The organism is Pseudomonas thivervalensis (genome assembly GCF_001269655.1).
Classification (GTDB): domain Bacteria; phylum Pseudomonadota; class Gammaproteobacteria; order Pseudomonadales; family Pseudomonadaceae; genus Aquipseudomonas; species Aquipseudomonas thivervalensis.
This window is the reverse complement of sequence record NZ_LHVE01000014.1, coordinates 1-24,344: the sequence shown is the minus strand read 5'-3', so window position 1 is coordinate 24,344 and position 24,344 is coordinate 1. Positions and strand designations below refer to the sequence as shown.

18 protein-coding genes and 4 tRNA genes are annotated in these 24,344 nt (G+C 61.9%); 15 read left to right on the top strand and 7 right to left on the bottom strand.

Features of this window, described 5'->3' with window-relative positions:
* The first annotated feature begins 181 nt into the window (after positions 1 to 181).
* The gene (locus tag AD659_RS19620; RefSeq protein WP_162277328.1) at positions 182 to 1,567 is read left to right on the top strand and encodes a DNA recombination protein RmuC; all 1,386 of its coding nucleotides are present in this window, start codon (positions 182 to 184) and stop codon (positions 1,565 to 1,567) included.
* Positions 1,568 to 1,723: 156 nt separating this feature from the next.
* Here the strand turns inward: AD659_RS19620 and AD659_RS19615 are convergent, their stop codons facing one another.
* Positions 1,724 to 5,194 (bottom strand): hybrid sensor histidine kinase/response regulator, encoded by a 3,471-nt coding sequence (locus AD659_RS19615; protein WP_053124240.1) that lies wholly within the window; start codon positions 5,192 to 5,194, stop codon positions 1,724 to 1,726.
* A gap of 238 nt (positions 5,195 to 5,432) precedes the next feature.
* Positions 5,433 to 5,972, bottom strand: a complete 540-nt coding sequence (locus tag AD659_RS19610; protein ID WP_053124239.1) for a TetR/AcrR family transcriptional regulator — start codon at positions 5,970 to 5,972, stop codon at positions 5,433 to 5,435.
* Between the two features lie 103 nt (positions 5,973 to 6,075).
* Here AD659_RS19610 and AD659_RS19605 point away from each other — a divergent pair, with 103 nt between their 5' ends.
* The 4 genes from AD659_RS19605 (at position 6,076) to AD659_RS19590 (ending at position 10,855) form a co-directional block, all read left to right on the top strand.
* Positions 6,076 to 7,266 carry an MFS transporter gene (locus tag AD659_RS19605; protein ID WP_053124237.1) on the top strand — a complete coding sequence of 397 codons (1,191 nt, stop codon included), beginning with the start codon at positions 6,076 to 6,078 and terminating at the stop codon, positions 7,264 to 7,266.
* Positions 7,267 to 7,335: 69 nt separating this feature from the next.
* On the top strand, positions 7,336 to 7,647 hold the full coding sequence (locus AD659_RS19600) for a cupin domain-containing protein (protein WP_053124235.1): 312 nt from the start codon (positions 7,336 to 7,338) through the stop codon (positions 7,645 to 7,647).
* A gap of 103 nt (positions 7,648 to 7,750) precedes the next feature.
* The gene (locus tag AD659_RS19595; RefSeq protein ID WP_053124233.1) at positions 7,751 to 8,899 is read left to right on the top strand and encodes a TDT family transporter; all 1,149 of its coding nucleotides are present in this window, start codon (positions 7,751 to 7,753) and stop codon (positions 8,897 to 8,899) included.
* An 81-nt stretch (positions 8,900 to 8,980) separates the two neighbouring features.
* Positions 8,981 to 10,855, top strand: a complete 1,875-nt coding sequence (locus AD659_RS19590; RefSeq protein ID WP_053124231.1) for an MFS transporter — start codon at positions 8,981 to 8,983, stop codon at positions 10,853 to 10,855.
* A 107-nt stretch (positions 10,856 to 10,962) separates the two neighbouring features.
* Here AD659_RS19590 and sugE read toward each other — a convergent pair whose 3' ends face one another.
* The 3 genes from sugE to rdgC form a co-directional block, all read right to left on the bottom strand.
* Complete coding sequence (gene sugE / locus AD659_RS19585; protein ID WP_003204587.1) at positions 10,963 to 11,277, bottom strand: quaternary ammonium compound efflux SMR transporter SugE; 315 nt, start codon at positions 11,275 to 11,277, stop codon at positions 10,963 to 10,965.
* A gap of 117 nt (positions 11,278 to 11,394) precedes the next feature.
* Positions 11,395 to 12,360 carry a bile acid:sodium symporter family protein gene (locus tag AD659_RS19580; protein ID WP_053124228.1) on the bottom strand — a complete coding sequence of 322 codons (966 nt, stop codon included), beginning with the start codon at positions 12,358 to 12,360 and terminating at the stop codon, positions 11,395 to 11,397.
* A 147-nt stretch (positions 12,361 to 12,507) separates the two neighbouring features.
* Positions 12,508 to 13,428: a recombination-associated protein RdgC gene (rdgC, locus tag AD659_RS19575; protein WP_053124226.1), complete on the bottom strand. Its 921-nt coding sequence runs from the start codon at positions 13,426 to 13,428 to the stop codon at positions 12,508 to 12,510.
* 160 nt (positions 13,429 to 13,588) lie between these two features.
* Here rdgC and AD659_RS19570 point away from each other — a divergent pair.
* From AD659_RS19570 to AD659_RS19555, 4 genes are all read left to right on the top strand, one after another.
* Positions 13,589 to 13,664: transfer RNA gene (locus tag AD659_RS19570), tRNA-Val, on the top strand.
* Positions 13,665 to 13,683: 19 nt separating this feature from the next.
* Positions 13,684 to 13,760: transfer RNA gene (locus tag AD659_RS19565), tRNA-Asp, on the top strand.
* A gap of 177 nt (positions 13,761 to 13,937) precedes the next feature.
* Positions 13,938 to 14,013: transfer RNA gene (locus tag AD659_RS19560), tRNA-Val, on the top strand.
* A 17-nt stretch (positions 14,014 to 14,030) separates the two neighbouring features.
* A tRNA-Asp gene (locus AD659_RS19555) sits at positions 14,031 to 14,107 on the top strand.
* 151 nt (positions 14,108 to 14,258) lie between these two features.
* Here AD659_RS19555 and AD659_RS19550 read toward each other — a convergent pair.
* Together AD659_RS19550 and AD659_RS19545 are read right to left on the bottom strand one after the other, a co-directional pair.
* Complete coding sequence (locus AD659_RS19550; protein WP_053124224.1) at positions 14,259 to 15,392, bottom strand: catalase family protein; 1,134 nt, start codon at positions 15,390 to 15,392, stop codon at positions 14,259 to 14,261.
* Between the two features lie 31 nt (positions 15,393 to 15,423).
* A complete protein-coding gene (locus tag AD659_RS19545; RefSeq protein ID WP_053124222.1) occupies positions 15,424 to 17,229 on the bottom strand; it encodes a di-heme-cytochrome C peroxidase in 1,806 nt (601 codons plus the stop codon).
* A gap of 269 nt (positions 17,230 to 17,498) precedes the next feature.
* Here AD659_RS19545 and bamJ point away from each other — a divergent pair, with 269 nt between their 5' ends.
* The 6 genes from bamJ to AD659_RS19515 all read left to right on the top strand — a co-directional run.
* Positions 17,499 to 18,212 (top strand): BamJ family beta-barrel-assembly machinery protein, encoded by a 714-nt coding sequence (bamJ, locus tag AD659_RS19540; protein WP_030142016.1) that lies wholly within the window; start codon positions 17,499 to 17,501, stop codon positions 18,210 to 18,212.
* A 293-nt stretch (positions 18,213 to 18,505) separates the two neighbouring features.
* Positions 18,506 to 18,961, top strand: a complete 456-nt coding sequence (locus AD659_RS19535; protein WP_053124220.1) for a YkvA family protein — start codon at positions 18,506 to 18,508, stop codon at positions 18,959 to 18,961.
* 102 nt (positions 18,962 to 19,063) lie between these two features.
* On the top strand, positions 19,064 to 19,405 hold the full coding sequence (locus AD659_RS19530; protein WP_053124879.1) for a helix-turn-helix domain-containing protein: 342 nt from the start codon (positions 19,064 to 19,066) through the stop codon (positions 19,403 to 19,405).
* Positions 19,402 to 19,773 (top strand): hypothetical protein, encoded by a 372-nt coding sequence (locus AD659_RS19525; protein ID WP_003179080.1) that lies wholly within the window; start codon positions 19,402 to 19,404, stop codon positions 19,771 to 19,773. The genes AD659_RS19530 and AD659_RS19525 overlap by 4 nt, the downstream gene beginning before the upstream one ends.
* Positions 19,774 to 20,175, top strand: a complete 402-nt coding sequence (locus AD659_RS19520) for an SEL1-like repeat protein (RefSeq protein WP_053124218.1) — start codon at positions 19,774 to 19,776, stop codon at positions 20,173 to 20,175.
* 187 nt (positions 20,176 to 20,362) lie between these two features.
* Positions 20,363 to 24,344 (top strand): DUF6531 domain-containing protein (locus tag AD659_RS19515; RefSeq protein ID WP_053124216.1); only part of this gene is annotated, 3,982 nt, incomplete at its 3' end.

Here is a 24,344-nt window from a genome sequence, read left to right as displayed (position 1 = left end):
GACTGAGCTGGGCAACCCCCAGCCGCTTGGTTAACCTTCGGGCTTTATTTGATCGGCAGGAAATGTCATGGCTATGGATTTGACCAGCCTGTTGTTTGGCCTGGCAGGCGCTGCGGTGCCGTTGCTGGCACTGGCCTGGCACCTGCAACGCCAGGCCGGCGCTGCGCAGACCGAAACGGCGCTGCTGGAAGAGCGCCTGGCCACGGCCCACATGGCCCATGATGGCCTCAACGCCCAGCTCGATGCCTGCCGCGACGAGATCAGTGACCTGAGCCAGGCCAACGCCGCCAAGCAAGCCGAGCTTGCCGCGGCCTGTCGCGAAGTCGATTTGCTGCAGATCGAGCGCGACAATGCCCGGGATGCCGCCCACGCCTGGAACCTTGAACGCGCCAACAAGGAAGCCGAGCTGCGGCGGCTCGATGCCCAGGCGGCGTCGTTGCAGGCCGAACTGCGCGAGCAGCAGGAGAGCCATCAGCAACGCCTGGATGACCTGCAAGGTTCGCGAGACGAGCTGCGGGCGCAGTTCGCCGAGCTTGCCGGGAAGATCTTCGATGAACGTGAGCAGCGTTTCGCCGAAACCAGCCAGCAACGCCTGGGCCAGTTGCTCGATCCGCTGAAGGAGCGCATCCAGTCCTTCGAAAAACGCGTTGAAGAAAGTTATCAGGCCGAGGCCCGGGAGCGCTTCTCCCTGGGCAAGGAACTGGAGCGCCTGCAACAACTCAACCTGCGCCTGAGCGACGAAGCCACCAATCTCACCCGGGCGCTCAAAGGCCAGAAGACCCAGGGTAACTGGGGCGAGCTGATCCTGGAGCGGGTGCTTGAACATGCTGGCTTGGAAAAGGGGCGCGAGTATCAGACCCAGGTCAGCCTCAAGGGCCCGGACGGCGAGCGTTTCCAGCCGGACGTGTTGATTTATCTGCCGGGCGACAAGCAAGTGGTGGTCGACTCCAAAGTCAGCCTCACGGCCTATCAGCAGTACGTGGCCGCCGAAGATGACGCCATCGGCCAACTCGCCCTCAAGCAACATGTGCTGTCGTTGCGAACTCACGTCAAAGGCTTGGCCGGGAAGGACTACAAGCGTCTGGACGGTTTGCACAGCCTGGATTTCGTGTTGCTGTTCGTGCCGATCGAAGCGGCGTTCTCCGCCGCCCTGCAAGCCGAGCCGAACCTGTTCCAGGAAGCTTTCGACCGCAACATCGTGATCGTCAGCCCGACCACATTGTTGGCGACGCTACGGGTGATCGACAGCTTGTGGAAACAGGAACGCCAGAGCCAGAACGCCCGGGAAATCGCCGAGCGGGCGGGGTGGCTGTATGACAAGTTCGTCTTGTTCATCCAGGACCTGGACGAGATTGGCAGTCGTTTGCAGCAGTTGGATAAAGCCTACAGCGCTGCGCGCAACAAGCTGACGGAAGGGCGTGGCAACCTGATCAGTCGCAGTGAGCAACTCAAGCTGCTTGGCGCCCGGGCCAGCAAGAGCTTGCCGGCGGAGTTGCTCGAGCGAGCGATGACGGGGGCGGACGGGTTGCCCGAGTTGTCCGAAGAAGCCGAACCTTCTCAAGACTGAAGCAAGCCCTAAGGCTGAAGCAAAACCCTGTGGCGAGGGAGCTTGCTCCCGCTTGAGTGCGCAGCACTCACAAAAGAGGGGGCCGCTGCGCAGCCCAGCGGGAGCAAGCTCCCTCGCCACAGAGGCCACTATGTTCCCAGGATAACGGTGTGGTGCCTACAACGGTAAATGCCGACTCAACAACGCCCGCAACGCCGCCGGCTTCACCGGCTTGGCCAGGTAGTCCAGGCCCGCCGCATGCACCAGCGCCACTGTCTCGGGACGGCCATCGGCGCTGATCACTACCCCCGGCACCGGTTCCCCCATGCGTGTGCGCAACCAGGCCATCAGTTCGGTACCGGTCTCGCCGTCGTCCAGATGAAAGTCCACCAGCGCCAATTGCGGGCGACCGCCCTGGGCCAGCCAACGCTCGCATTCCTCGCGGTTGCGCGCTGTCCACACCTGGCAACCCCAGCGTGTCAGCAGGCTGTTCATGCCGATCAGGATGCTGTCTTCGTTATCGACGCACAGCACCTGCGCGCCGCTTGGCAGATGACCGTTGGGTTCGACTACGGGGCTGGGTACGAGGGCCTGTGTATGGGCCAACGGCACACTGACGCTGAACACGCTGCCGCGCCCCGGCCATGAACGCACGCGCAAGGTATGGCCCAGCACGCGGCAGAGCCCGTCGGCGATGGCCAGGCCCAGCCCCAGGCCTTTTTCGGCGCGGGTCTGGTGGCTGTCCAGGCGCTTGAACTCTTCGAAAATCACCTGCAGCTTGTCCTCGGCGATGCCCGGCCCGCGATCCCAGACTTCCAGGCACAGCTCGCCGTTGCGCCGGCGCACGCCCAGCAACACCGGGCCTTTGGCGTAGCGGAACGCGTTGGTCAGGAAGTTCTGCAAAATGCGCCGCAGCAGCTTGATGTCGCTGTCCACCCGTAGCTGTGAGCCGCGAACCCGGAACTTCAAGCCTTGTTCCTGGGCCAGCGCCGTGAACTCTGCGCCGAGCGTATCGAACAGGTCGTTGAGGGCGAAGGGTTTGCGGTCGGGGTTGATCTTGCCGTTTTCCAACCGGGAGATGTCCAGCAGGTCGGTGATCAGGTCTTCAGCCGAGCGCAGCGAACTGTCCAGGTGGTGCACCAATTGCCGGGCCTCGCTCGGCAAACCGTCGTGCTGGTGGGACAGCGCGGCGGAGAACAACCGCGCGGCATTGAGCGGTTGCATCAGGTCGTGGCTGACCGCCGCCAGGAACCGGGTCTTGGATTGATAGGCCGCTTCGGCGGTGCTCTTGGCTTCGGTCAGGGCCAGGTTCAGTTGGGACAGTTCCCGGGTGCGCTCGGCCACCCGTTGCTCCAGCCCCTCGTTGGCTTCGGTCAGTGCTTGGGCGGCCTCACGGAACGCGGTGATGTCGGTGAAACTCATGACAAAGCCGCCACCGGGCATCGGGTTGCCGATCAGCTCGATGACCCGGCCGTTGGGGAACAGTCGCTCGGAGGTATGGGCGCGGCCCTGGCGCATCCAGTGCAGGCGCCGGGCGACGTGGACTTCCGCCTCGCCCGGCCCGCAGAGGCCACGTTCGGCGTTGTAGCGGATGATGTCGGCAATGGGCCGGCCGACACTGATCAAACCGTCCGGGTAGTTGAACAGCTCCAGGTAGCGCCGGTTCCACGCCACCAGCCTGAGGGACTGGTCGACCACGCTGATGCCCTGGCTGATGTTCTCGATGGCGCCTTGCAGCAGGGCACGGTTGAACTGCAGCACTTCCGACGCTTCGTCCGCGATCCGGACCACGTCTTCGAGCTGCATCTCCCGACCTTCAATGGCGGCTTTTACCACGGCGCGTGTCGAAGAGGCGCCGAGTACACCGGCCAGCAGGCGTTCGGTGTGGGCGATCCATTCGCTGTCGGCGTTCTGGTTCGGGTTGAAGCCTTTGCCCTGGCGGTAGGCAAAGCGAATGAAACTCTGCCGCGCCCGCTCTTCGCCGACGAAACGCGCGGCCAGTTGCAACAGGTCTTCGATGTGCACCGCCAGCATTGAGCGGGGGTTGGGGCGGGCGCTGATTTCCTGACCGATAAAGCGCCCGGCCTGCCAGTGTTCCGAGACCCGTGTGCGCGATAGCACGGACACCCAGGCAAACAGCGTGAAGTTGCCGGCCAGGGACAGGACCACCCCTTGGGTCAGTGGGGTAATCGGCAGGTTCAATGGATTGCCGTGCAGCCAGGCCAGGCCCGGGAAGCTGCTGAGCGACCAGCCCAGGCTGTGGGCGGCAATCGGCAGCACCAGGGTGTAGAACCACAGGAAGATCCCCGTGGCGAGGCCGGCGAACACACCACGGCGGTTGGCCTGTTTCCAGTACAGGGCGCCGAGCATGGCCGGGGCCAGTTGGGTCACGGCGGCGAAGGCGATCTGGCCGATGGTCGCCAGGCTCGCCGTCGAGCCCAACAGCCGATAGCTGACATAGGCCAGCAACAGGATCACCACGATGCTCACCCGCCGCACCGACAGCATCCACTGACGGAACACCTCGAAAGGACGTTCGGCATTGTTGCGGCGCAGCAGCCACGGCAACAGCATGTCGTTGGAAACCATGGTGGATAGCGCCACACTCGCGACGATCACCATGCCGGTGGCCGCCGAGGCGCCGCCGATGAACGCCAGCACGGCCAGGGCCGGGTGGGCCTGGGCCAGCGGCAGGCTGATGACGAACGAGTCCGGCAGCACCGAACTGGGCAGCATCATCTGCCCGGCGAGGGCGATGGGCACCACGAACAGCGCGGCCAGGGCCAGGTAGGCGGGGAACACCCACTTGGCCAGGCGCAGGTCCTGGGGCTCGATGTTTTCCACCACGGTTACGTGGAACTGCCGCGGCAAGCAGATGATTGCCATCATCGCCACCCCGGTCTGCACCACCATGGACGGCCAGTTGATGGTTTCTTTCCAGTACTGCTCCAGGCGTGGGGCGAGCATCGCCTGATTGAACAGGTCGTCGAAGCCGTCGTACAGGCCGTACGTCACGAACGCACCGACCGCCAGGAAGGCAAACAGTTTGACCAGGGATTCGAAGGCGATCGCCAATACCATGCCGCGGTGGTGTTCGGTGGCGTCCAGGTTGCGGGTACCGAACACGATGGTGAACAGCGCCAGGATCAGCGAGACGATCAGCGCGGTGTCCTGGGCGCGGGTGCCCATGGCGTCGGCACCGGCGCCGATCAACAGGTTCACCCCGAGCACGATGCCCTTGAGTTGCAAGGCAATGTACGGCAGCACGCCGACCAGGCAGATCAGCGCGACCACCACCGCCAGGGATTGGGATTTACCGTAGCGGGCGGCGATGAAGTCGGCGATGGAGGTGATGTTCTCCTGCTTGCTGATCATCACCATTTTCTGCAGGACCCACGGCGCCAGCACCAGCAGCAGGATCGGTCCGAGGTAGATCGGCAGGAATGACCAGAGCTGTTCAGCGGCCTGGCCCACGGCGCCAAAGAATGTCCAGCTGGTGCAATACACCGCCAGCGACAGGCTGTAGACCCAGGCCCGCACCCGAGGCGGCAACGGCGTGCTGCGTCGGTCGCCGTAGAAGGCGATGGCGAACATGATGGCCATATAGGCCAGGGCGACAACGGCGATCAGCCCGCTGGACAGCGACATGGAAACTCCCCGACAAAGACACCGGGACTTGCGCCCGGCAGGACAGTCTCGCATGCCCGCTCGGGTTCGTCAGTGTCGACCAAGGTCGAGGCGCGGTGGGGTGTCGCAGGTGGGGGGGCGCGGTGTTTGGGCGGGCCTCATCGCGAGCAGGCTCGCTCCCACACTTGATCTCCAGTGAATATAGAGCTTGGGTTCACTTCAAACCCCTGTGGGAGCGAGCTTGCTCGCGATGGCGCCGTCACTGACCCAACGCAATATCCACCAACCGATACAACTCTTCCGCCGCCAACGGCGCGCTGGCAAAGAGAATGCGGAACACTGTCGGCGCCACCACCACATTGATCAGCCGCTCGACGCCCGGATTGGGTTCATCGGGGTAGCGGTCCAGGATGATCTGCAACTGCCGGCTGATGATCCCCACGCAATACCCCGGCGTGGCGCAGGCCTGGATGTCGCGCATCATGTTGCGACCGGGCTCGGAACTCATTTCGTCCAGGTACTGCTCGGCCCAGGCGCGCAAGTCGCCACGCAAGCTGCCGGTGTCGGCCGGTTCGCCGTCTGGGCGCATGCGGGCGATGGCGACATCGGCCAGCAGCGCCGGCAGATCGCCCCAGCGCCGATAGATGGTGGACGGGGTTACCCCGGCGCGCGCAGCGATTTGCGGCACGGTCAGGCTCGCGCGGTCCTGCTCTTGCAACAGGGCGCGGACCGCCGAATGAATCGACTCCTGGACCCGGGCGCTTCGACCGCCGGGGCGTAAACCTTCTTTAATAGCCATGCGTCAGACCTTAACACAAAGAATTTGCTTTAAGCGCACGCCGGTAGCACACTCCGCAAAAGCAAAAAATTAGCTTTTGTGAATGTTCCTGTGGAGCGTGCCCATGTCCAGTCCAGCTTCGACCCGCGCCAGCCTGATCTTCCTGGCGCTCACCTTGCTCGGTTTTCTCGCCGCCTCCAGTGCGCCGACGCCGTTGTATCACCTCTATCAGGAACAGTTGCAGTTTTCCCCGGCTGTCCTGACGCTGATTTTCGGCGTGTACGCCTTCAGTCTGCTGGCGGCCTTGCTGACCGTGGGGTCGCTGTCGGATTACCTGGGCCGCAAGCCGGTGATCTTCGTGGCGCTGTTGCTCAACATACTGGCGATGCTGCTGTTTATCGGCGCCGACAGCGTGGCCTGGTTGATCGGTGCCCGGGTGATCCAAGGGTTCGCCACCGGCATGGCCACCAGTGTATTGGGTGCTGCCTTGCTGGATTTCGACCGTCGCCAAGGCCCGCTGATCACCAGCATCGCGCCGCTGTTGGGCATGGCGTGCGGGGCGCTGGGCTGTGGCCTGCTGGCCGAGTTCGCACCGTTGCCGTTGCAACTGACCTACTGGCTGCTGCTGGGGGTGTTCCTGGCCCAGGCCGTTTACCTCTGGCGCCTGAAAGAAAGCGTCAGCCCGCAAGCCTGTGCCTGGCAGTCGTTGCGCCCGACCTTGCACGTGCCGCTCCAGGCGCGGCGAGCGTTGTGGCGAGTCTTGCCACTGGACCTGGCGGCCTGGGCGGTAGGTGGTTTCTACCTGTCACTGGCACCGTCCCTGGTGCGAGCGGCCACCGGATCGACCTCCAACCTGATCGGTGGCGCGCTGGTGGCGGTGCTGACCCTCAGCGGCGCGTTAGCCATCTACCTGTTGCGCAACCAGGAGGCCGACAAGATGTTGCGCCCCTCCGCCAGCCTGTTGGTGATCGGCCTGGCATTGGTGCTGGTGGCGGTGCATGGCGCCAGCTTGCCGTTGTTCTTCATTGGCACGCTGGTCACGGGTGGTGGTTTCGGCGCAGGGTTCCTGGGGGCATTGCGCAGTCTCATGCCGCTGGCCTTGCCTCATGAACGGGCCGGTTTGATGTCGGCGTTCTATGTCCTCAGTTACCTGGCCTTCAGCCTGCCGTCGTTGCTGGCGGGGAACCTGACGCGGGTGTTCGGCTTGATCCCGACGACCGATGGTTATGGCGCTGTGTTGATTGTGTTGTGTGCCGCTGCGTTGTGGGGGCTGCGCCAGTCGGTAAAACCACTCAGCGATGGCGTTCGGCCCTGAAACCGAGCATGCAGGCGCCATTGGCAGTGGGTTAGTCTTGGCGCCTCAGTTTTCTTCTGGACGGATCCCTTGAAAATCATTCGCAGCAAGTCCTTCACCGGTGACCGCGCCTGGGCGGCACTGGATATCGCCAACATGAACGGCATCACCACGCGCCTGCACTGGACCGATCAACCCTACAAATGGCACATCAACGACGGCCAGGAAGTCTTCGTGGTGCTCGATGGGCAGGTGCAGATGTGCTATCGGGAAGAGGGCGTCGAAAAGGCGACTTTGCTGGACGCCGGGGACATTTTCTACGCCTCGGTGGGCACCGAGCATGTCGCCAAGCCTTTGGGCGAAGCGAGAATCCTGGTGATCGAGACCGAGGGCAGCGTCTGATGCTTATCTGTAAAACAGATGACATATAGAGATATTACCCGTTATATAGATAATCTTTCCGGCTCTAGCATGGTGGCACCTCATCCGAGGACAGGAGTTCGCCATGACATGCTGTGCCGCAAAAAACCGCTTGCGCCCCTTGAGCCATTTGCCCAGGCCGTTGGAGGCCATTCGCCAATTCACGCCTAACTGGTTCGCCGTGACCATGGGCACCGGTGTACTGGCGTTGGCCTTGGCGCAATGGCCGGCGCAGATGCCCGGCCTGCGCGCCTTGGGCGAAGGATTGTGGTTGTTCAACACGCTGTTGTTCGTGATGTTCACCCTCATGTATACGGCCCGTTGGGTGCTGTTCTTCGACGAAGCACGAAGGATTTTCGGACATTCAACGGTCTCGATGTTTTTCGGCACCATCCCCATGGGGCTGGCGACCCTCATCAACGGCTTTTTGGTCTTCGGGTTGCCGCGCTGGGGAGAGGGCGCGGTGGCGGTGGCCGAGGCGTTGTGGTGGATCGACGTGGCCATGTCACTGGCCTGTGGCGTGCTGATCCCATTCTTGATGTTCACCCGTCAGGAACACCGGATCGACCAGATGACCGCCGTGTGGTTGTTGCCGGTGGTGGCCGCCGAAGTCGCGGCGGCCAGCGGTGGGCTGTTGGCGCCGCACCTGGCCGACGTTCATGGGCAACTGGTCATGCTAGTGACCAGCTATGTACTTTGGGCATTTTCCCTGCCGGTGGCGTTCAGCATCCTGACGATTCTGCTGTTGCGCATGGCCCTGCATAAACTCCCTCACGAGAACATGGCCGCCTCGAGCTGGCTGGCCCTCGGCCCGATTGGTACCGGTGCCTTGGGCATGTTGCTGCTGGGCAACGATGCCCCGTTGATTTTTGCCGCCAATGGCCTGCCCGGCGTAGGCGAAATCGCCTCCGGGTTGGGCCTGGTGGCCGGCATCACGCTGTGGGGCCTGGGGCTCTGGTGGATGCTGGTGGCGCTGCTGATCACCGCGCGCTACCTGCGCGCAGGCATTCCCTTCAACCTCGGTTGGTGGGGTTTTACCTTTCCCTTGGGCGTGTACGCGCTGACGACACTGAAGCTTTCGGAGCTGCTGGGCCTGGGTTTCTTCGGCGTGTTCGGTGCTGTGCTGGTGGCGATGCTGGTGGTGCTGTGGCTGATCGTTGGGCGGCGTACGGTCCAGGGCGCCTGGCACGGTGAGTTGTTTGTGTCGCCCTGCATTGCAGGGCTGGCGAAATAATCGCTAAAGACAGGTAATGTGTGGCCTGGATCGAAAAACGTTCATTCCAATAAGCGTCCACGCCACTCAGGAACATGGAAGATGAGTCACCCTTCGCAGTTCACCTTGCTTCGCACGCGGCGTTTCCTGCCGTTCTTCATCACGCAGTCCCTGGGCGCGTTCAACGACAACATTTTCAAGCAGTCGCTGATCCTCGCCATCCTCTACAAACTGACCATCGAGGGAGATCGCTCGATCTGGGTCAATCTCTGCGCGCTGCTGTTTATCCTGCCGTTCTTTCTGTTCTCTGCATTGGCGGGGCAGTTCGGGGAAAAATTCGCCAAGGACGCGCTGATTCGTCTGATCAAGCTTGGCGAAATCGTCATCATGGCGGTGGGCGCGGTGGGTTTCCTGTTCGATCACTTGTGGCTGATGCTACTGGCGCTGTTCGCCATGGGCACGCATTCGGCACTGTTCGGTCCGGTGAAGTACTCGATCCTGCCCCAGGCCTTGCGCGAAGATGAGCTGGTCGGCGGCAACGGGCTGGTGGAGATGGGCACCTTCCTGGCGATCCTGGCCGGTACCATTGGCGCCGGGATCATGATGTCTTCGGCGCATTACGCCTCGGTGGTGTCCGCCGCGATCGTCGGCATTGCCGTGCTCGGCTACCTGGCCAGCCGCAGCATTCCGCGCGCGGCGGCGGCCTCGCCGCAAATGCGCCTGAACTGGAACATCTTCAGCCAATCCTGGGCCACCCTGAAACTGGGGTTGGGGCAAACCCCGGCGGTGTCCCGGTCGATTGTCGGCAACTCCTGGTTCTGGTTCGTCGGGGCGATTTATCTGACGCAGATCCCTGCTTATGCCAAGGAGTGGATGCACGGCGACGAAACCGTGGTGACCTTGATCCTGACGGTGTTCTCGGTGGGGATCGCCTTGGGTTCGATGCTCTGTGAAAAGCTTTCCGGGCGCAAAGTCGAGATCGGCCTGGTGCCGTTCGGCTCGTTCGGGCTGACCGTGTTTGGCCTGCTGCTGTGGTGGCATTCTGGTGGAATCCCCGCCAGCGTCGAAGGCCACGGTTGGCTTGAAGTGCTCGGTTTCGGTCACGCCTGGCTGGTGTTGATCGACATCCTTGGCTTGGGTGTCTTCGGTGGTTTCTATATCGTGCCGCTGTACGCGTTGATCCAGTCGCGCACCGTCGAGAACGAGCGGGCGCGGGTGATTGCCGCCAACAATATTCTCAATGCGTTGTTCATGGTGGTCTCGGCCATTGTCTCCATCGTGTTGCTGAGCCTGGCCAAGCTGTCGATCCCGCAGTTGTTCCTGGTGGTGTCGGTGCTCAACATCGGCGTCAACGCCTACATCTTCAAGATCGTCCCCGAGTTCAGCATGCGTTTCATGATTTGGTTGCTGAGCCATTCCATGTACCGCGTGGAACATCGCAACCTGGAGGCGATACCGGATGAAGGGGCTGCGCTGCTGGTCTGCAACCACGTTTCTTTCGTCGATGCCTTGCTGATTGGCGGCGCGGTGCGTCGGCCGATTCGCTTCGTGATGTACTACAAGATCTACAACCTGCCGGTGCTGAATTTCATCTTCCGCACCGCCGGGACGATTCCGATCGCCGGGCGCCAGGAAGATATCCATATCTACGAAAAAGCCTTCAAGCGAATTGCCCAATACCTGAAGGACGGCGAGCTGGTATGCATTTTCCCTGAGGGAAAATTGACCGGTGACGGTGAGATCAATGAGTTCAAGAGCGGACTGACGCGCATCCTCCAGGAAACCCCGGTGCCGGTGATTCCCCTGGCGCTGCAGGGCTTGTGGGGCAGTTTCTTCAGTCGCGACCCGGCCAAGGGGCTGTTTCGCCGGTTCTGGTCACGGGTGACGCTGGTGGCGGGTTCGGCGGTAGCGGTCGAGGCGGCTGAGCCAGCGAAGTTGCAAGCGCTGGTGGGGGAGTTGCGCGGAGTGGTCAGATAAGCCAAAAAAACTGTGGGAGCGAGCTTGCTCGCGATAGCGGTCTCTCTATGACATGAATGCCGGCAGACAGATTGCAATCGCAAGCAAGCTCGCTCCCACAAGTGAATTTACGCGCTGACCTTGAGTCCGATCAACCCAGCAACGATCAACGCCACGCTGGCCAGGCGAACCAGCGCCATCGACTCACCAAACAAAATGATCCCGGCGATCACTGTGCCCACGGCACCGACCCCGGTCCAGATTGCATAGGCGGTCCCCAGCGGCAGTTCCTTCATGGCCAAGCCAAGCAGGCCGAGGCTGATCGCCATGGCGGCGATGGTCAGTGCGGTGGGGAGAGGGCGGCTGAAGCCGTCGGTGTACTTCAGGCCGACGGCCCAGCCGACTTCGAACAGGCCGGCAAAAAACAGAATGATCCAGGACATCACACACCTCATCGATGGGTGGGGTCGTCCCCGGATAATGACGCGATGGCGTTGCGGGGTCGTCCCCGCATTGGGCGCAAGAGTGCCCAATGCTGACTGTTTGGTCAAGTCGCTCGGTCAATCCGCCGTTTGACGGGCAAGCAGTTCACGGTCCTGTTTTTCACTCATGCGCCGGAAGTACGTCGAGAGCAGGGCGCCGGAAATGTTGTGCCAGACGCTGAACAGTGCGCTGGGCACCGCCGCCAGCGGCGAAAAGTGTGCGCTCGCCAATGCCGCGCCGAGGCCGGAATTCTGCATGCCCACTTCCAGTGACAGGGTTTTTCGCTGGGCCAACGGCAAGCCGAACAGACGCCCGGTGAAGTACCCCAGCAGATAACCGAAGCTGTTGTGCAGCATCACGATTGCCATGATCAGCAGGCCGGATTCGGCGATCTTCGCCTGGCTGGCCGCAACCACCGCCGCCACAATGATTACGATGCTCACCACCGAAATCAGCGGCAACACGTCTATGGCATGCCGCACCCGGGCACCCAGCAGGCGTTGCGCAACGATGCCCAGCGCGATCGGTACCAGGACAATTTGCAGGATCGACCAGAACAACGCCGAGAACGACACCGGCAACCAGGCCGAGGCCAGCAGCCAGATCAGCGCTGGGGTCAGCAGAGGGGCGAGCAGGGTGGTGATGGCGGAAATCGCCACGGCCAAGGCCAAATCACCGCGAGCCAGCCAGGTCATGACGTTGGAGGAAGTGCCGCTCGGGCAGCAACCCACGAGGATGACGCCGACGGCGATCTCCGGCGGCAGGCTGAACACCTGGCAAAGCAGCCACGCGGTGCCGGGCATGATCACGAATTGGGCAACCACCCCCAGGGCTACGCGTCCCGGACGGCGAGCGACTTCGGCAAAGTCTTCCAGCTTCAATGCCAAGCCCATGCCGAACATCACCAGGCCCAGTAGCGGCACGATGGCGACTTTCAGGTCGACGAACCATTGCGGTTGCAGGAAAGCCAGTACCGCGAAAAACAGTACCCAGTAAGCGAAGGTATTGCCGACAAAACGACTCAATGCAGCCAATGCGCGCATGACCTGATCCTTATTATTCAAGTGGAACCACATAAACCAATGTGGGAGCGAGCTTGCTCGCGATAGCGGAGTGTCAGTCAACATCGCTGTGGCTGTCATACCGTTATCGCGAGCAAGCTCGCTCCCACATGGGCAACCAGAAGCCTTTTAGATCCCCTGCGGAATCTCTTCACCACCCAACGCTTCAACCAGCGCCGGCAGGAACTCGCCGAACGTCAGCATCATCAGCGTGAAGCTGGCATCCAGCTGGCCGAGGGCTTCGTCGCCACCGTCCTGCTCCGCCTGGTCCTGCAGCAGGTCTTCGAACTTCAGGCGCTTGACCACCATCTTGTCGTCGAGCACGAAGGACAGCTTGTCCTGCCAGGCCAGCGACAGTTGCGTCACCACCTTGCCGGTGTTCAGGTGCAGCTGGATTTCGTCGCTGGTCAGGTCCTGGCGCTTGCAACGCACAATGCCGCCGTCTTCGTGGGTGTCGCGCAGTTCGCATTCATCCAGCACGAAGAAATCATCTGCGGCTTTCTGGGTCTTGACCCAGTCGGTCATGGTGGCGGTCGGGGCCATCTTGACCGTCAGCGGACGTACCGGCAGCGAGCCGATGACTTCGCGCAGGGTCGACAGCAGGTCTTCGGCGCGTTTCGGACTGGCCGAGTTCACCAGGATCAGGCCCTGTTTCGGCGCGATGGCGGCGAAGGTGGACGAGCGACGGATGAACGCACGAGGCAGGAACGTCTGGATGATTTCATCCTTGAGCTGGTCCCGTTCCTTTTTATAGACCTTGCGCATTTGCTCGGCTTCGATCTCTTCGACCTTTTCCTTCAGGGCATCGCGCACGACGCTGCCCGGCAAGATGCGTTCTTCCTTGCGCGCGGCGATCAGCAGGAAGTCCTGGCTGACGTGCACCAGCGGTGCGTCTTCGCCTTTGCCAAACGGCGCGACGAAACCGTAAGTGGTCAACTCCTGGCTTGCACATGGACGCGCCAGTTTGCTGGCCAGTGCAGTTTCCAACGCCTCGGCATCAAAAGGCAGATCTTGGGTCAGGCGATAGATAAGCAGGTTTTTGAACCACATGGGGTGAGTCTCTCCTTTATACAAAGGGGGGCATTATTCTCTTCGCGGCGCCATAGGCCAACCCTTCGCTAAGCCTTTGGAAGGCCTGAAAAAATTAATTTAAAAAGTGCTTGCCAGCTTAAAGACTGCTCCGTAGAATGCGCGCCACACCGAAAGCGAAGGGTGATTAGCTCAGCTGGGAGAGCGTCTGCCTTACAAGCAGAATGTCGGCGGTTCGATCCCGTCATCACCCACCATTCGTTCAACGTGTTACGCGCAGCGGTAGTTCAGTCGGTTAGAATACCGGCCTGTCACGCCGGGGGTCGCGGGTTCGAGTCCCGTCCGCTGCGCCATATTCGGTAACCTGGAACACTGAACGCCAGGTCACCACGGAAAGCCCGCTAATGCGGGCTTTTTGCTGTTTGTTGTTCCTGCGGTGTGTGTCGCTCCTGTTTTTTTTGCTGAATTTACTAATTAAATCAGCACGTTACGAAAAACTGTGAGAGAATGCGCCCCGCATCGAAAGTGAAGGGTGATTAGCTCAGCTGGGAGAGCGTCTGCCTTACAAGCAGAATGTCGGCGGTTCGATCCCGTCATCACCCACCAAGCTTTCAATGTTACGCGCAGCGGTAGTTCAGTCGGTTAGAATACCGGCCTGTCACGCCGGGGGTCGCGGGTTCGAGTCCCGTCCGCTGCGCCATATTCGGTTATCTGGAATGCTGAACGCCAGGTGGCTACTAGAAACGACGCTTTTCCTTTACGAGGGGAGAGCGTCGTTTTTTTTTGGTTCTCTTTTTTGTGTGTATATCCGTTACCGAAGAAACGGATATACACCCAAAACCCATCGTCTATTACTCAGCATTCCGCCGATGCCGATAATCGCTGACCGCCTCATACACCGCCTTGCGCAACCGATTAATCCCACCAATCGGACGATGCGCCTCAATCCCAAACCAAGGATTGAACGACTGATTATCACAAGCCAGATTCAGCTTGGGCGTATCAAAATCCTGAGCCGGCACCTTAATGCGCGCCACCGTCTCAAACAGCGCATCACTTTCCTTCCATTCAATACTGGTGTCTTCGATCGGCATGTACTTGCTCGGATCCTGACGCTGGATCTGCAAGACAAAACACGCAGGCACCCGATCTGTGGATAACTGCTGATTCAGTGCGCTACGCAAGAAATTCGGCAAATCCTGATTCTGCGGTGGCAGGGTATAGGTTGGACAGCTGTCCGGATCCGGCGCGACGCGAAACTTGGCGTTGGCCTCGCCAAACTTATAAGGCGATACCGAGAAATAAGTGGTCTGGGTCGGACTGGCCGGCGCCGGCGAGAGGGTCGCCAAAGCGATGAACAGATGCCGAATCTGCCACGTGCGCGGGTCCAGGCTCGGAAAAAAAGCCATCGCCTTCTTCCCGTCAGCCTGAGCAGCCACATTCTGACGATATTCGGCGACATCACTGACAAAGAAGTTCGGATGATTGAACATCACGAAATCCTGCTCGCCGAATGATTGCCGGTCCGCCAGCAATTGCTTACCGGGCACGTTCAGCAGCTTGATCGCCATTCCACGGGCATCGCGCAGGCTATCGAATTGCGGATAGGCGTTGCCGTTGGACAAGCGGATCGTGGCCTGCCAGGTCTTGCCCGGTTCGGCGAACACCCCCTGGCGCAACGGAGCAGGCAGGTCCTTGGGCACCTGGACCTCGGCCATGACGCAACCGTGCGCCTTGGCGTGGGCGTCGCGCAGGTAACGCGTGCCTTCGCGGTGTTGATCGACGATGCGAATCGCGGTCTGGATGATGTCCTGGGTCATGGCGGCTTCGCCGGGTGCGACCTGTTCCTTGTCCGGGACCGGTCCCTTGTGTTGCCAGGCAAACCAGGCCGAGGACAGTGCCCAGCCGAGCAACCCGATGCCCAGCAGCCATAGGAGCGTCTTGCCCAAAAAGGCGCCGAGGCGCAGCCAGAGGGTGATCAGCATGCCAACATCCTTTTACCGGTGGGGTTCATCATTACAGTTGCGACTCCAGTGGCCCGCCCAGCACTTTTAAATACTCCAGCAAGGCCCAGCGTTCCTGCGGTTGCAGCAAGCGGCCAATGACGCCGTTACCGCGTTCGCCTGCGCGGAACTCGTGGCCGCTGTTGTGATTGCCGGTAATCCGGGTATCGAAGATAAAGCCGTTGGTGAAGGCTTCGGTGCGATAACCCAAGTGGCGTGGGTCGTATTCGAAATTGCCTTTATAGAACGTGGTCGCGCGCTCGTCCTGGGGGGACAGCAGTTGATAGATCGTCGGCACCGAGCCGTTGTGCAGGAACGGTGGCGTGGCCCAGACACCGGCCAGCGGCCGGGCCTTGTAGGCGCGCAATTCACGGACACCGATGGGCAGGCCGAAACCGTCCAGGGCCGGGCGCTCAGCGGGGGTGACGCCGGCGTCGCGGTAAGCGCGGTTTTCGACGAAGGCGGTGACGTAGGCCAGGCCTTTGGCGACCGAGAGTTGGCTCAGGTCCAGCGGTTCCGTCGGGGTCGGGTGCAGTTGCACTTCCAGCTTCGCCAGCTCGGCCGGGTCCCATTGCAGGCTGGTCAGGTCGTAACGGTGGTCGGCGATGTTATTGGCGGTGCCCGGGTCGGTGCCGATCACCTGCACAGGCAACATGTGCAATTGCTGGACTGGCCTGTCAGGCCCCTGGACCACTTTGGGCACATGGCAGCCGGCGCAGTTTTCGGTGAACAGGGCTCGGCCCTGGGCAGCCAGCGGTTTATCGATCGCGCCCAGCAACGCTTCCGGCCACTCGGGCGGCTTGAGCAGTTGCAGGGTTTCTTCGATCTTGTTCAAGTCGCGCACGCGCACGCTGGAGGGGTATCGCGCGTCGCCTTGCAGCGGTTTGCCTTGGGTGTCGAAGAAATTCAGTGTGGCGCCGACCCCCAACGCTTCACCGACGTTGCGGGCCATCGGTTGCTGCGCCGATCCGTTCCACTGCACCCAGTCGAAGGTCCACATTTCCCACAGCTGCGGGTAATCCACCGGTGCGTTGGCGACCCGGTAGTTTTCCGCCGAGATGGCGTCGCCAAAGCTGGCATTGGCGATACGGCCGAAGGCGTCGGTACGGCCAGGGCCTTCCTCGGTGGGATAGAGGCCGCGATGGGTATCGTTCCAGGCCACCCGCAGGAAGGTATCGAGGGAGTTCTTGAACGCCTTGCGCAGGTCCTCGTGGCGGGCATCGTAATCTTTGCCCAGCACCTGGCGGGCGAAGCGCTCGAATTTCCATGGGTTGTAGTAGGTAGACGCCAGACTGGCGACCAAGGCCTGTCCGAAACTGCCACCGCGCAGCGTAGGGACACTGGAAGGCAGCACGTGCTGTGCCGAGCCACCGTCGATCCTTATCGCCTGGCCCTTGAAGCGCAATTCGCCGGTATGGCACGCAGCGCAGGTGATATCGAGGAATTGGTCGGCGCTGCCGGCGTTCTGGTGCCGGGTGAAACCCACCGGCAAATTGCCGGGATTGTCGGGCGTGGCTTTCTGGGCCGGATCGATAAGGAAGCCAAAGCGCGCCAGATACTCCGGCGATGCGAAGCGTTGTTGCGAAAACGGCAGTTCGAGGGCCGTGAACCAGTCGTAGCGCAGGCCTTTGACCTGGGTGCCCTGGGGCGTGAAGTAATACGTCTGGCGCTCGGCGGCGCTCCATTGATCCAGGTAATGCACCTGTTCGATGGGCTCATAGAAGGGCAGCCGAGGATTGGCGACGTAGTAAAGCACCACGGCGACGGCGACAATCAGCAGCGCGAGAAGCAGCAAGAGAATGCGAGAGAGGAGGCGCACGGTTACGTCCTTGTTTTTTTGATATGCCCTTATGCCTCAGCGCTGCGCAGCGGGCAAGTGGCCAGTAGGCCTGGCCTGTGGGGGGGCGGCAATGTGTCCCTGTACGTAACAGATGACAGATGCTTCATTTATCCGGGATTAAAAAGCGTTTGCGGACCTGAACTTATCATCACTTTGTGGCTCACATGCCGGTAGCCATTGGTCGTGGCCGCCTGATAAGCTCGCGGCTTTACTCGATTGCCCTTTAGGCGCATGAACAAGGAAATAGCATGAAACAGCATCGGTTGGCGGCGGCGGTAGCCCTGGTTGGCCTGGTACTTGCGGGTTGCGACTCGCAGACCAGCGTAGAGCTGAAAACCCCGGCGCAGAAAGCTTCCTACGGTATCGGCCTGAACATGGGCAAGAGCCTGGCTCAGGAAGGTATGGATGACCTGGACTCCAAAGCGGTTGCCCAGGGCATCGAAGATGCCGTCGGCAAGAAAGAACAGAAGCTGAAAGACGAAGAACTGGTCGAAGCCTTCGCGGCGCTGCAAAAGCGTGCCGAAGAGCGCATGGCCAAGATGAGCGAAGAGTCGGCAGCCGCCGGCAAGAAATTCCTCGAGGAAAACGGCAAGAAAGCCGGTGTCACCACTACCGCTTCCGGTCTGCAGTACGAAGTGGTCAAGAAAGCCGATGGCGCACAGCCTAAGCCGACCGACGTCGTGACTGTTCACTACACTGGCAAGCTGACCAACGGCACCGTGTTCGACAGCTCCGTCGAGCGTGGCAGTCCGATTGACCTGCCGGTCAGCGGCGTGATCCCGGGTTGGGTCGAAGGCCTGCAACTGATGCACGTCGGCGAGAAGTACAAGCTGTACATCCCGAGCGACCTGGCCTACGGCGCCCAGAGCCCGAGCCCGGCCATCCCGGCGAACTCGGTCCTGGTGTTCGACCTGGAGCTGCTGGCGATCAAGGATCCGGCAAAAGAAGACGCAGCCAAGTAATCGCGTCTGCTATAACGACAACGCCTCGCTTATGCGGGGCGTTGTCGTATCTGGGCTGCGGCGAATGGCAAAAAAACCGAACGCACGCTGCGGGCTATAGTCATAGGCAATACAGGCGCTGTGCTAGACGCAGTCAGCCGGTCAAGTCAATGAAATATTGGGTTTTTTTATGTGAGTAAAAAACGCCCGATCTAAGCCGGGCCCTTATGAAACGGGGGCTTCAGCGGTGAAATGCAGCTCTGTTCACAAGGTTATCCACAATTTGTGTGGATAACATTTCAGTGGGAGAAAAAATGAAGGCCCCGTGGAATTTTGCGCGATTTCTGCCGTTGGCAGGCCGCCTGCTGGCCCGCGGTCGTTTGCCGACACTGCTCTTCGCCGTTGCCAGCAAAGGGGCCCGGGAGGGTGGGCGGCTGGGCAAGCTCAAGGAGGACCTGCGCCTGTTGCAGGCCTTGTGCCTGGCCTACTGGCGGGGCGAATACCGTGCTGTCAGCGCCAAGTCGATGCTGTCGGTGGTGGCCGGACTGATGTATTTCCTCAGCCCCTTGGACGCGATTCCAGACCTTTTGCCGATGTTTGGCATGTTCGACGATATCGCGGTGCTGGCATGGATCATGAAAACCCTCGACGTCGAACTCGAAGCTTTCCGCGCCTGGCGTTATCGGCAGTCCCCCGAGACGCTGGCCAAAGTCGAAAGGCTTCCCGACACCCCGGAACAGCTCCAACTCCAAGGTCAAAAAAAGCCCTGACGCCCTGAGAATTCATCACCCCGCGACCTTAGCCGGTATTTAGGATTACACTTCCAAGGAAAAAGGCTGACTTGCTAAGTGTTGTTGTCCTACGGGGTAAACATGGATATTCAAATAATCACACGTGACGGAGAGCCCGAATACGCGGTTTTGCCGTGGGATCAGTACCAAGCGTTGTTGAAAGCAGCAGGCATCGATCAAGCACCGCCGCGTGAAGCTACAGTCCGTCACGCGGCAGCCCCCGGCCAGGTTCTCCCTGGCCTGGATCAATTACGCAGTTTGCGCGAAGGGAAGGGCATCGCCATCGAGGCGCTGGCCCGCACGGTTGGCATCAGCCCGTCTTATCTGGCCTTGATCGAAAGCGGCGAGCGTCAGCCCGATGCCGCGATTCGGCGCAGTCTGGCCTGGGAGTTGACGGTGCCGGGTTGGAGGGAAGAATCGTGAGCGTACGCATCAGTCGGCAGCATTGGGATGGGTTGTTGGGTGAATTGGACCAGGCGCGGCGCCAGCGCCATTTATTGACTTATCGCGCCTTGCTGGAGCGCTTGCAGCTACCCAGCCCGGCCATGCAGACCTTGACTGCGGCCCTTGAACACCTGGCGGCGCTGGACGCCCGGGCAGAACAGCCGCTGCGCAGTTCCTTGGTGATCAGCCAGGGCGCCAGTCGATTGCCGCGCACCGGGTTCTTCGAATGCGTTGAACGCCTGGGCCGCTTTTCCGGGCCTTCCGATGGGGTGGCTGCCGCCTCCTGGCACGCTTCGGAAGTGGTCCGGGTGTTTGAATACGAGTACCCCGAGTCGGCGGAGGCCTGAGTGCTCTGGCGACTCAAGGCGCGGGTGGGTTATTGGCTGGCGCGCCGGTTGTTTCATTGGCCCTGGTTCGTCCGCCAGGCACGTGGCTGGGCCTGGCTCGAGGGCCAGTTCTCGCGCATGGCGAACCTGGGCGACGTCGGTGCGCAAAGCTTCTATGGGCATATCCTCACCTTCCGCGGCCAAGGGCTGGGCGCCCGTGAGGAAGGGGTTCGCCTACTGCGGCTGGCGGCACTGGCCGGTGATGGCAAGGCCGCCTATCAGGTCGGCGTGATCAGCCTGGCCGGTACAACCAGCAAGGCACCGGACCCGGTCGAGGCGGCTCGCTGGTGGACCTTGGCGGCGAAAGCCGGGCATCCGTTGGCCGAGATCAAGCTAAAGGCTCTCGAAGCCCGGGACCTCTAGCGTGTTCCCCTGGGACATTCGTTGTGCAGTCCGGCGAATTTAGCGAATCGCCCTACGTCCTTTATCCCTTTCCCCTGACTTAATTCCCCCGTCATCCCCGGCACAGTCTCGTGCTCCCTGAGTGCTGCGAGACGTTGCCCATGTTCGACCGTTTTTCCCTGCTGGCCCTTGAACGAGCCCTGTCCTGATGGAGCAGGTGAACCGTATCGAGCAGGAGCTCGACAGCTTCAAAGACACCCTGTCGGTCTACCGCGAGCAGCTCGAGCGCTGGTATAGCCGGGCGGCGGACCGGGCCAGCCATGCGGCCGACTTGCCCGCGCTGATGGGCATGGAGCGGCTGATCCGCTTCGGCGACAGCACGACCGCCGTCAGCAGCGGCGACGATGATTTCCTTTCCACCGTCGTCCAGTGCCCCCAAGGCGGGGTGATGACGATCGAGAGCAAGTTCGAGTCGGTGTACGACATCCCCCTGGGCGACATCGTGGTGGATGTCGTGGATGTGGACAGTGGCGAGGTTACGCCGGTCACCCTGGACGCCCAGGGCCTGGGGACCTTCAAGGGGGAGGCGGGCAAGTCCTATCGGGTGCATGTCCAGGGCGAGGTGTCCGCCCAGCAGATAAAAAGCCTGTTTTCTTCCTACGATGGTTTGACTGGCGATCTGACGGACTGGCTACGCGGCGAGTGGCAAGGTTTCAAGCCACGATGGGCGCAGCAGTCCCTGGCGACTTCGGCGGCCGCGGTGGGGAACGGCTTGCTCGCCGGCAGTTGGGCGGCGATCGAGGGGGTATGGGACAGCATCAGCCTGCTGTCGGACATTCTCAAGGATCCTGGTCAGTTTGTTCAGCGACTGGGTGACAGCGCTGAGCGGTTGAAGCAGCTGGCGCGAGACACCCCGGCGGTGATGGCGAAGCTGCAACTACTGGCCAGCGACGAAGCGGCGCTGTGCCTGTTGGTGCGCACGGCGAGCCTCTGGCTGGAGATGTTGCCGCCCAGCGAGATTGCTGGCGAAACGGCCGAAGCCCTATCGACCGTGGTGGTGCAGTTGGTGATCGACTTGCTGATCGGCGTGGTCTTGACCTTTGCCGGGGCGGGGGCCGGGATCGCCTACCTGTCGATGCGGTTGGCCAGGCACAGCGTAACCTTGCTGAACGCCATGCAGCGTTTCATCAAGGCGATCTTCGCCGTGGTCAACGGCTTCATGACCTACGTGGACCGCTACAAAACCGTGGCAGCACGCGGCATAGCGGCGGGGATAAAAAAAGGTCGGATGCAACTGCGCTGGGATGCACAGCGCAACACCACACTGAAAAAACACGAACCCCACGACGACGCCCCCGCCCAATCGAAAAACCCCAACGGCGACAGCGCCGACACCGCGGCCCAGACCCAGACCAGCGGCTGCCCGGTGTCGATGGTCACTGGCGAAGAACTGCTGACCCTGGACGACGGCACCCTCGACGGCCGCTTGCCGTTCGTCTTCACCCGTTTGTACCGCACCAGTGCCGCGGACCTGGACATCGGCCTCGGGCGCGGCTGGAGCCATGCCCTGGCCCATCGCCTGGAACTCGACGGCGAGCAGGTCACCTGGGTCGACCAGGAAAATCGTCGCACGCTCTTTCCACTGCCCACCACCCAGCGCCCGGCGATCCACAACAGCCTGGCCCGGGCGGCGATCTACCTGGGCACCGAGCCGGACGAACTGATCGTCGCCCAACCCGGCGAAAACGCGCCGTTCCTGCATTTTCGCGACGGCCACCTGATCGCCCTCAGCGACCGCTACGACAACCGCCTGAGCGTTCAACGCAACATCCACGGCGACATCAGCCGCCTGGACAACGGCGCCGGGCGTTCCTTGCGCCTGCGCTATCAACAGCGTCACCTGATCGCCGTCGACTACCAGAGCTTCCACCCGGCCGTCACCCTCGACGACGCCTGGCGGACCGAACAGACGCTGGTGTCCTACCGCTACGACGGACGTTTCCGACTGATCGAAGCGACCAATGCCGCCGGTGAAAGCGAACGCTACGACTACGACGACCGGCACGTCATTCTCCAGCGGCAACTGGCCGGCGGCGCGAGTTTCTACTGGGAGTGGCAAGGCGTCGGGCCGGCGTCCCGTTGCGTACGGCATTGGGCCTCGTTTGCGCAGATGGACAGCCGCTACACCTGGGGCGAGGACGGCAGCGTCACGGTGCAGCACCTGGATGGCAGCCAGGAAGTGTATGTCCACGACGACCGGGCGCGGCTGGTGCGCAAGGTCGAGCCCGACGGCGGCGAGCACCTCAAGGCCTATGACGAACAAGGCCGGTTGATCGCCGAACAGGACCCGCTGGGAGCGGTCAGCGAATACCGCTACGACGATGTCGGACGGCTGGTGGCGCTGACTCCTCCAGACGAGGCGCCGACGTCCTACGAATACCGCAACGGTTTCCTGCACACCCGTCAGCGCGGCAAGGCCGTGTGGACCTACCGCCGCAATGCCCGGGGCGATGTGATCGCCAGCATCGATCCGGACGGCCAGCGTACGGAATATGCCTACGACGCCCACGGACAACTGCTGGCAAGGTACGACCCGGACGGCGGCGAACATCGCTTCACCTGGAGTCGCCTGGGCCAACTGACCGAAGAGGTCTTGCCCGACGGCGGTCGCCGGTCTTTTTCCTACGACGCCCTGGGACGTTTGCTCAGCCGCCGGGACGAACACGGCGCCCTCACGCATTATCAATGGGACGCCGTTGGCCGCCTGCTGCAAGTGACCCTGCCCACCGGTGCCACCCGGGCCTGGAGCTACAACGCCTACGGCAAGGTCATCGCCGAGCGCGACGAGCAAGGCCGGACCACCCGCTACGAATACGCCGACGACCTGCACCTGGTCAGCCGTCGCCTGAACCCCGACGGCAGCGAGCTGAAGTATCGCTACGATTCGGCGCGGCTGTTGCTGACCGAGATCGAAAACGAATCCGGCGAACACTATCAGCTGGACTACACGCCCAACGGCTTGATCCGACAGCAAGTCGGCTTCGACGGCCAACGCACCGCCTACGCCTACGACCTCAATGGTCACCTGCTGGAGAAGACCGAGCACGGCGAGGACGGCTCGCAATGGGTTACCCGTTACCAGCGTGACGCGGCCGGGCGACTGCGGGTCAAGACCTTGCCCGACGGCCAGGCCACCGAATACCGCTATGACGAGTTGGGCCGGCTGGTCCACGTCGACGACGGCAGCGACCATCCGCTGGCCTTCGAATACGACGCCCAGAACCGGCTGGTCACTGAACACCAGGGCTGGGGCACCCTGCGCTATCGCTACGATGCCTGCGGACGCCTCAACCACCTGCGCCTGCCAGACGACAGCCGGCTCGACTACCACCACGCCCCGGGTGGTGCGCTGACCGCCATCGACCTCAACGGCGCGCGCTTGACCGAGCACCGCTTTGACGGCGGTCGCGAACGACAGCGCCAGCAGGGCCGGCTGCTCAGTGACTATGCGTACGACGAACAAGGCCGCCTCAAAGCCCAAACCGTGTGGCAGAACCCACAGCAGCAACTGTTCTGGCGCGATTATACCTACAGCCCCAAAGGCAACCTCCAGACCCTTTCCGACCACCGAAACCGCCGCAGCTACCAGTACGATCCTCTAGATCGCCTGACCCGCATCGACTTTTCCCACAGCGAGCCGCCGGAACACTTCAGCCACGACCCGGCCGGCAACCTGTTGATGCAGGACCGCCCCGGCCCGACCACCGTCAAGGGCAACCGCCTGCTGAGGGAGGGTGACCGCCACTACGACTACGACGCCTTCGGCAACCTGATCCGCGAACGCCACGGCCAGGCCCTGGTCAGCGCCTACCGCTACGACAGCCAACACCGCCTGATCGGCGTCACCACGGCCGACGGCCGCGAAACGTCCTACCGCTACGACGCCTTCGGCCGACGGATCAGCAAGACCGTGGACGGCCTGACCACGGAATTTTTCTGGCAGGGCGACCAGCTCGTCGCCGAAAACAGCCCGCGCCATCACCGCAGCTACATCTACGAACCGGGCACCTTCCGTCCACTGGCGATGCTCAACGGCGAAGGCCCGGAAAAAGCCACGCCGTTCTACTACCACCTCGACCACCTGGGCACGCCCCAGGAACTCACCGACCCCGCCGGCCAGATCGTCTGGT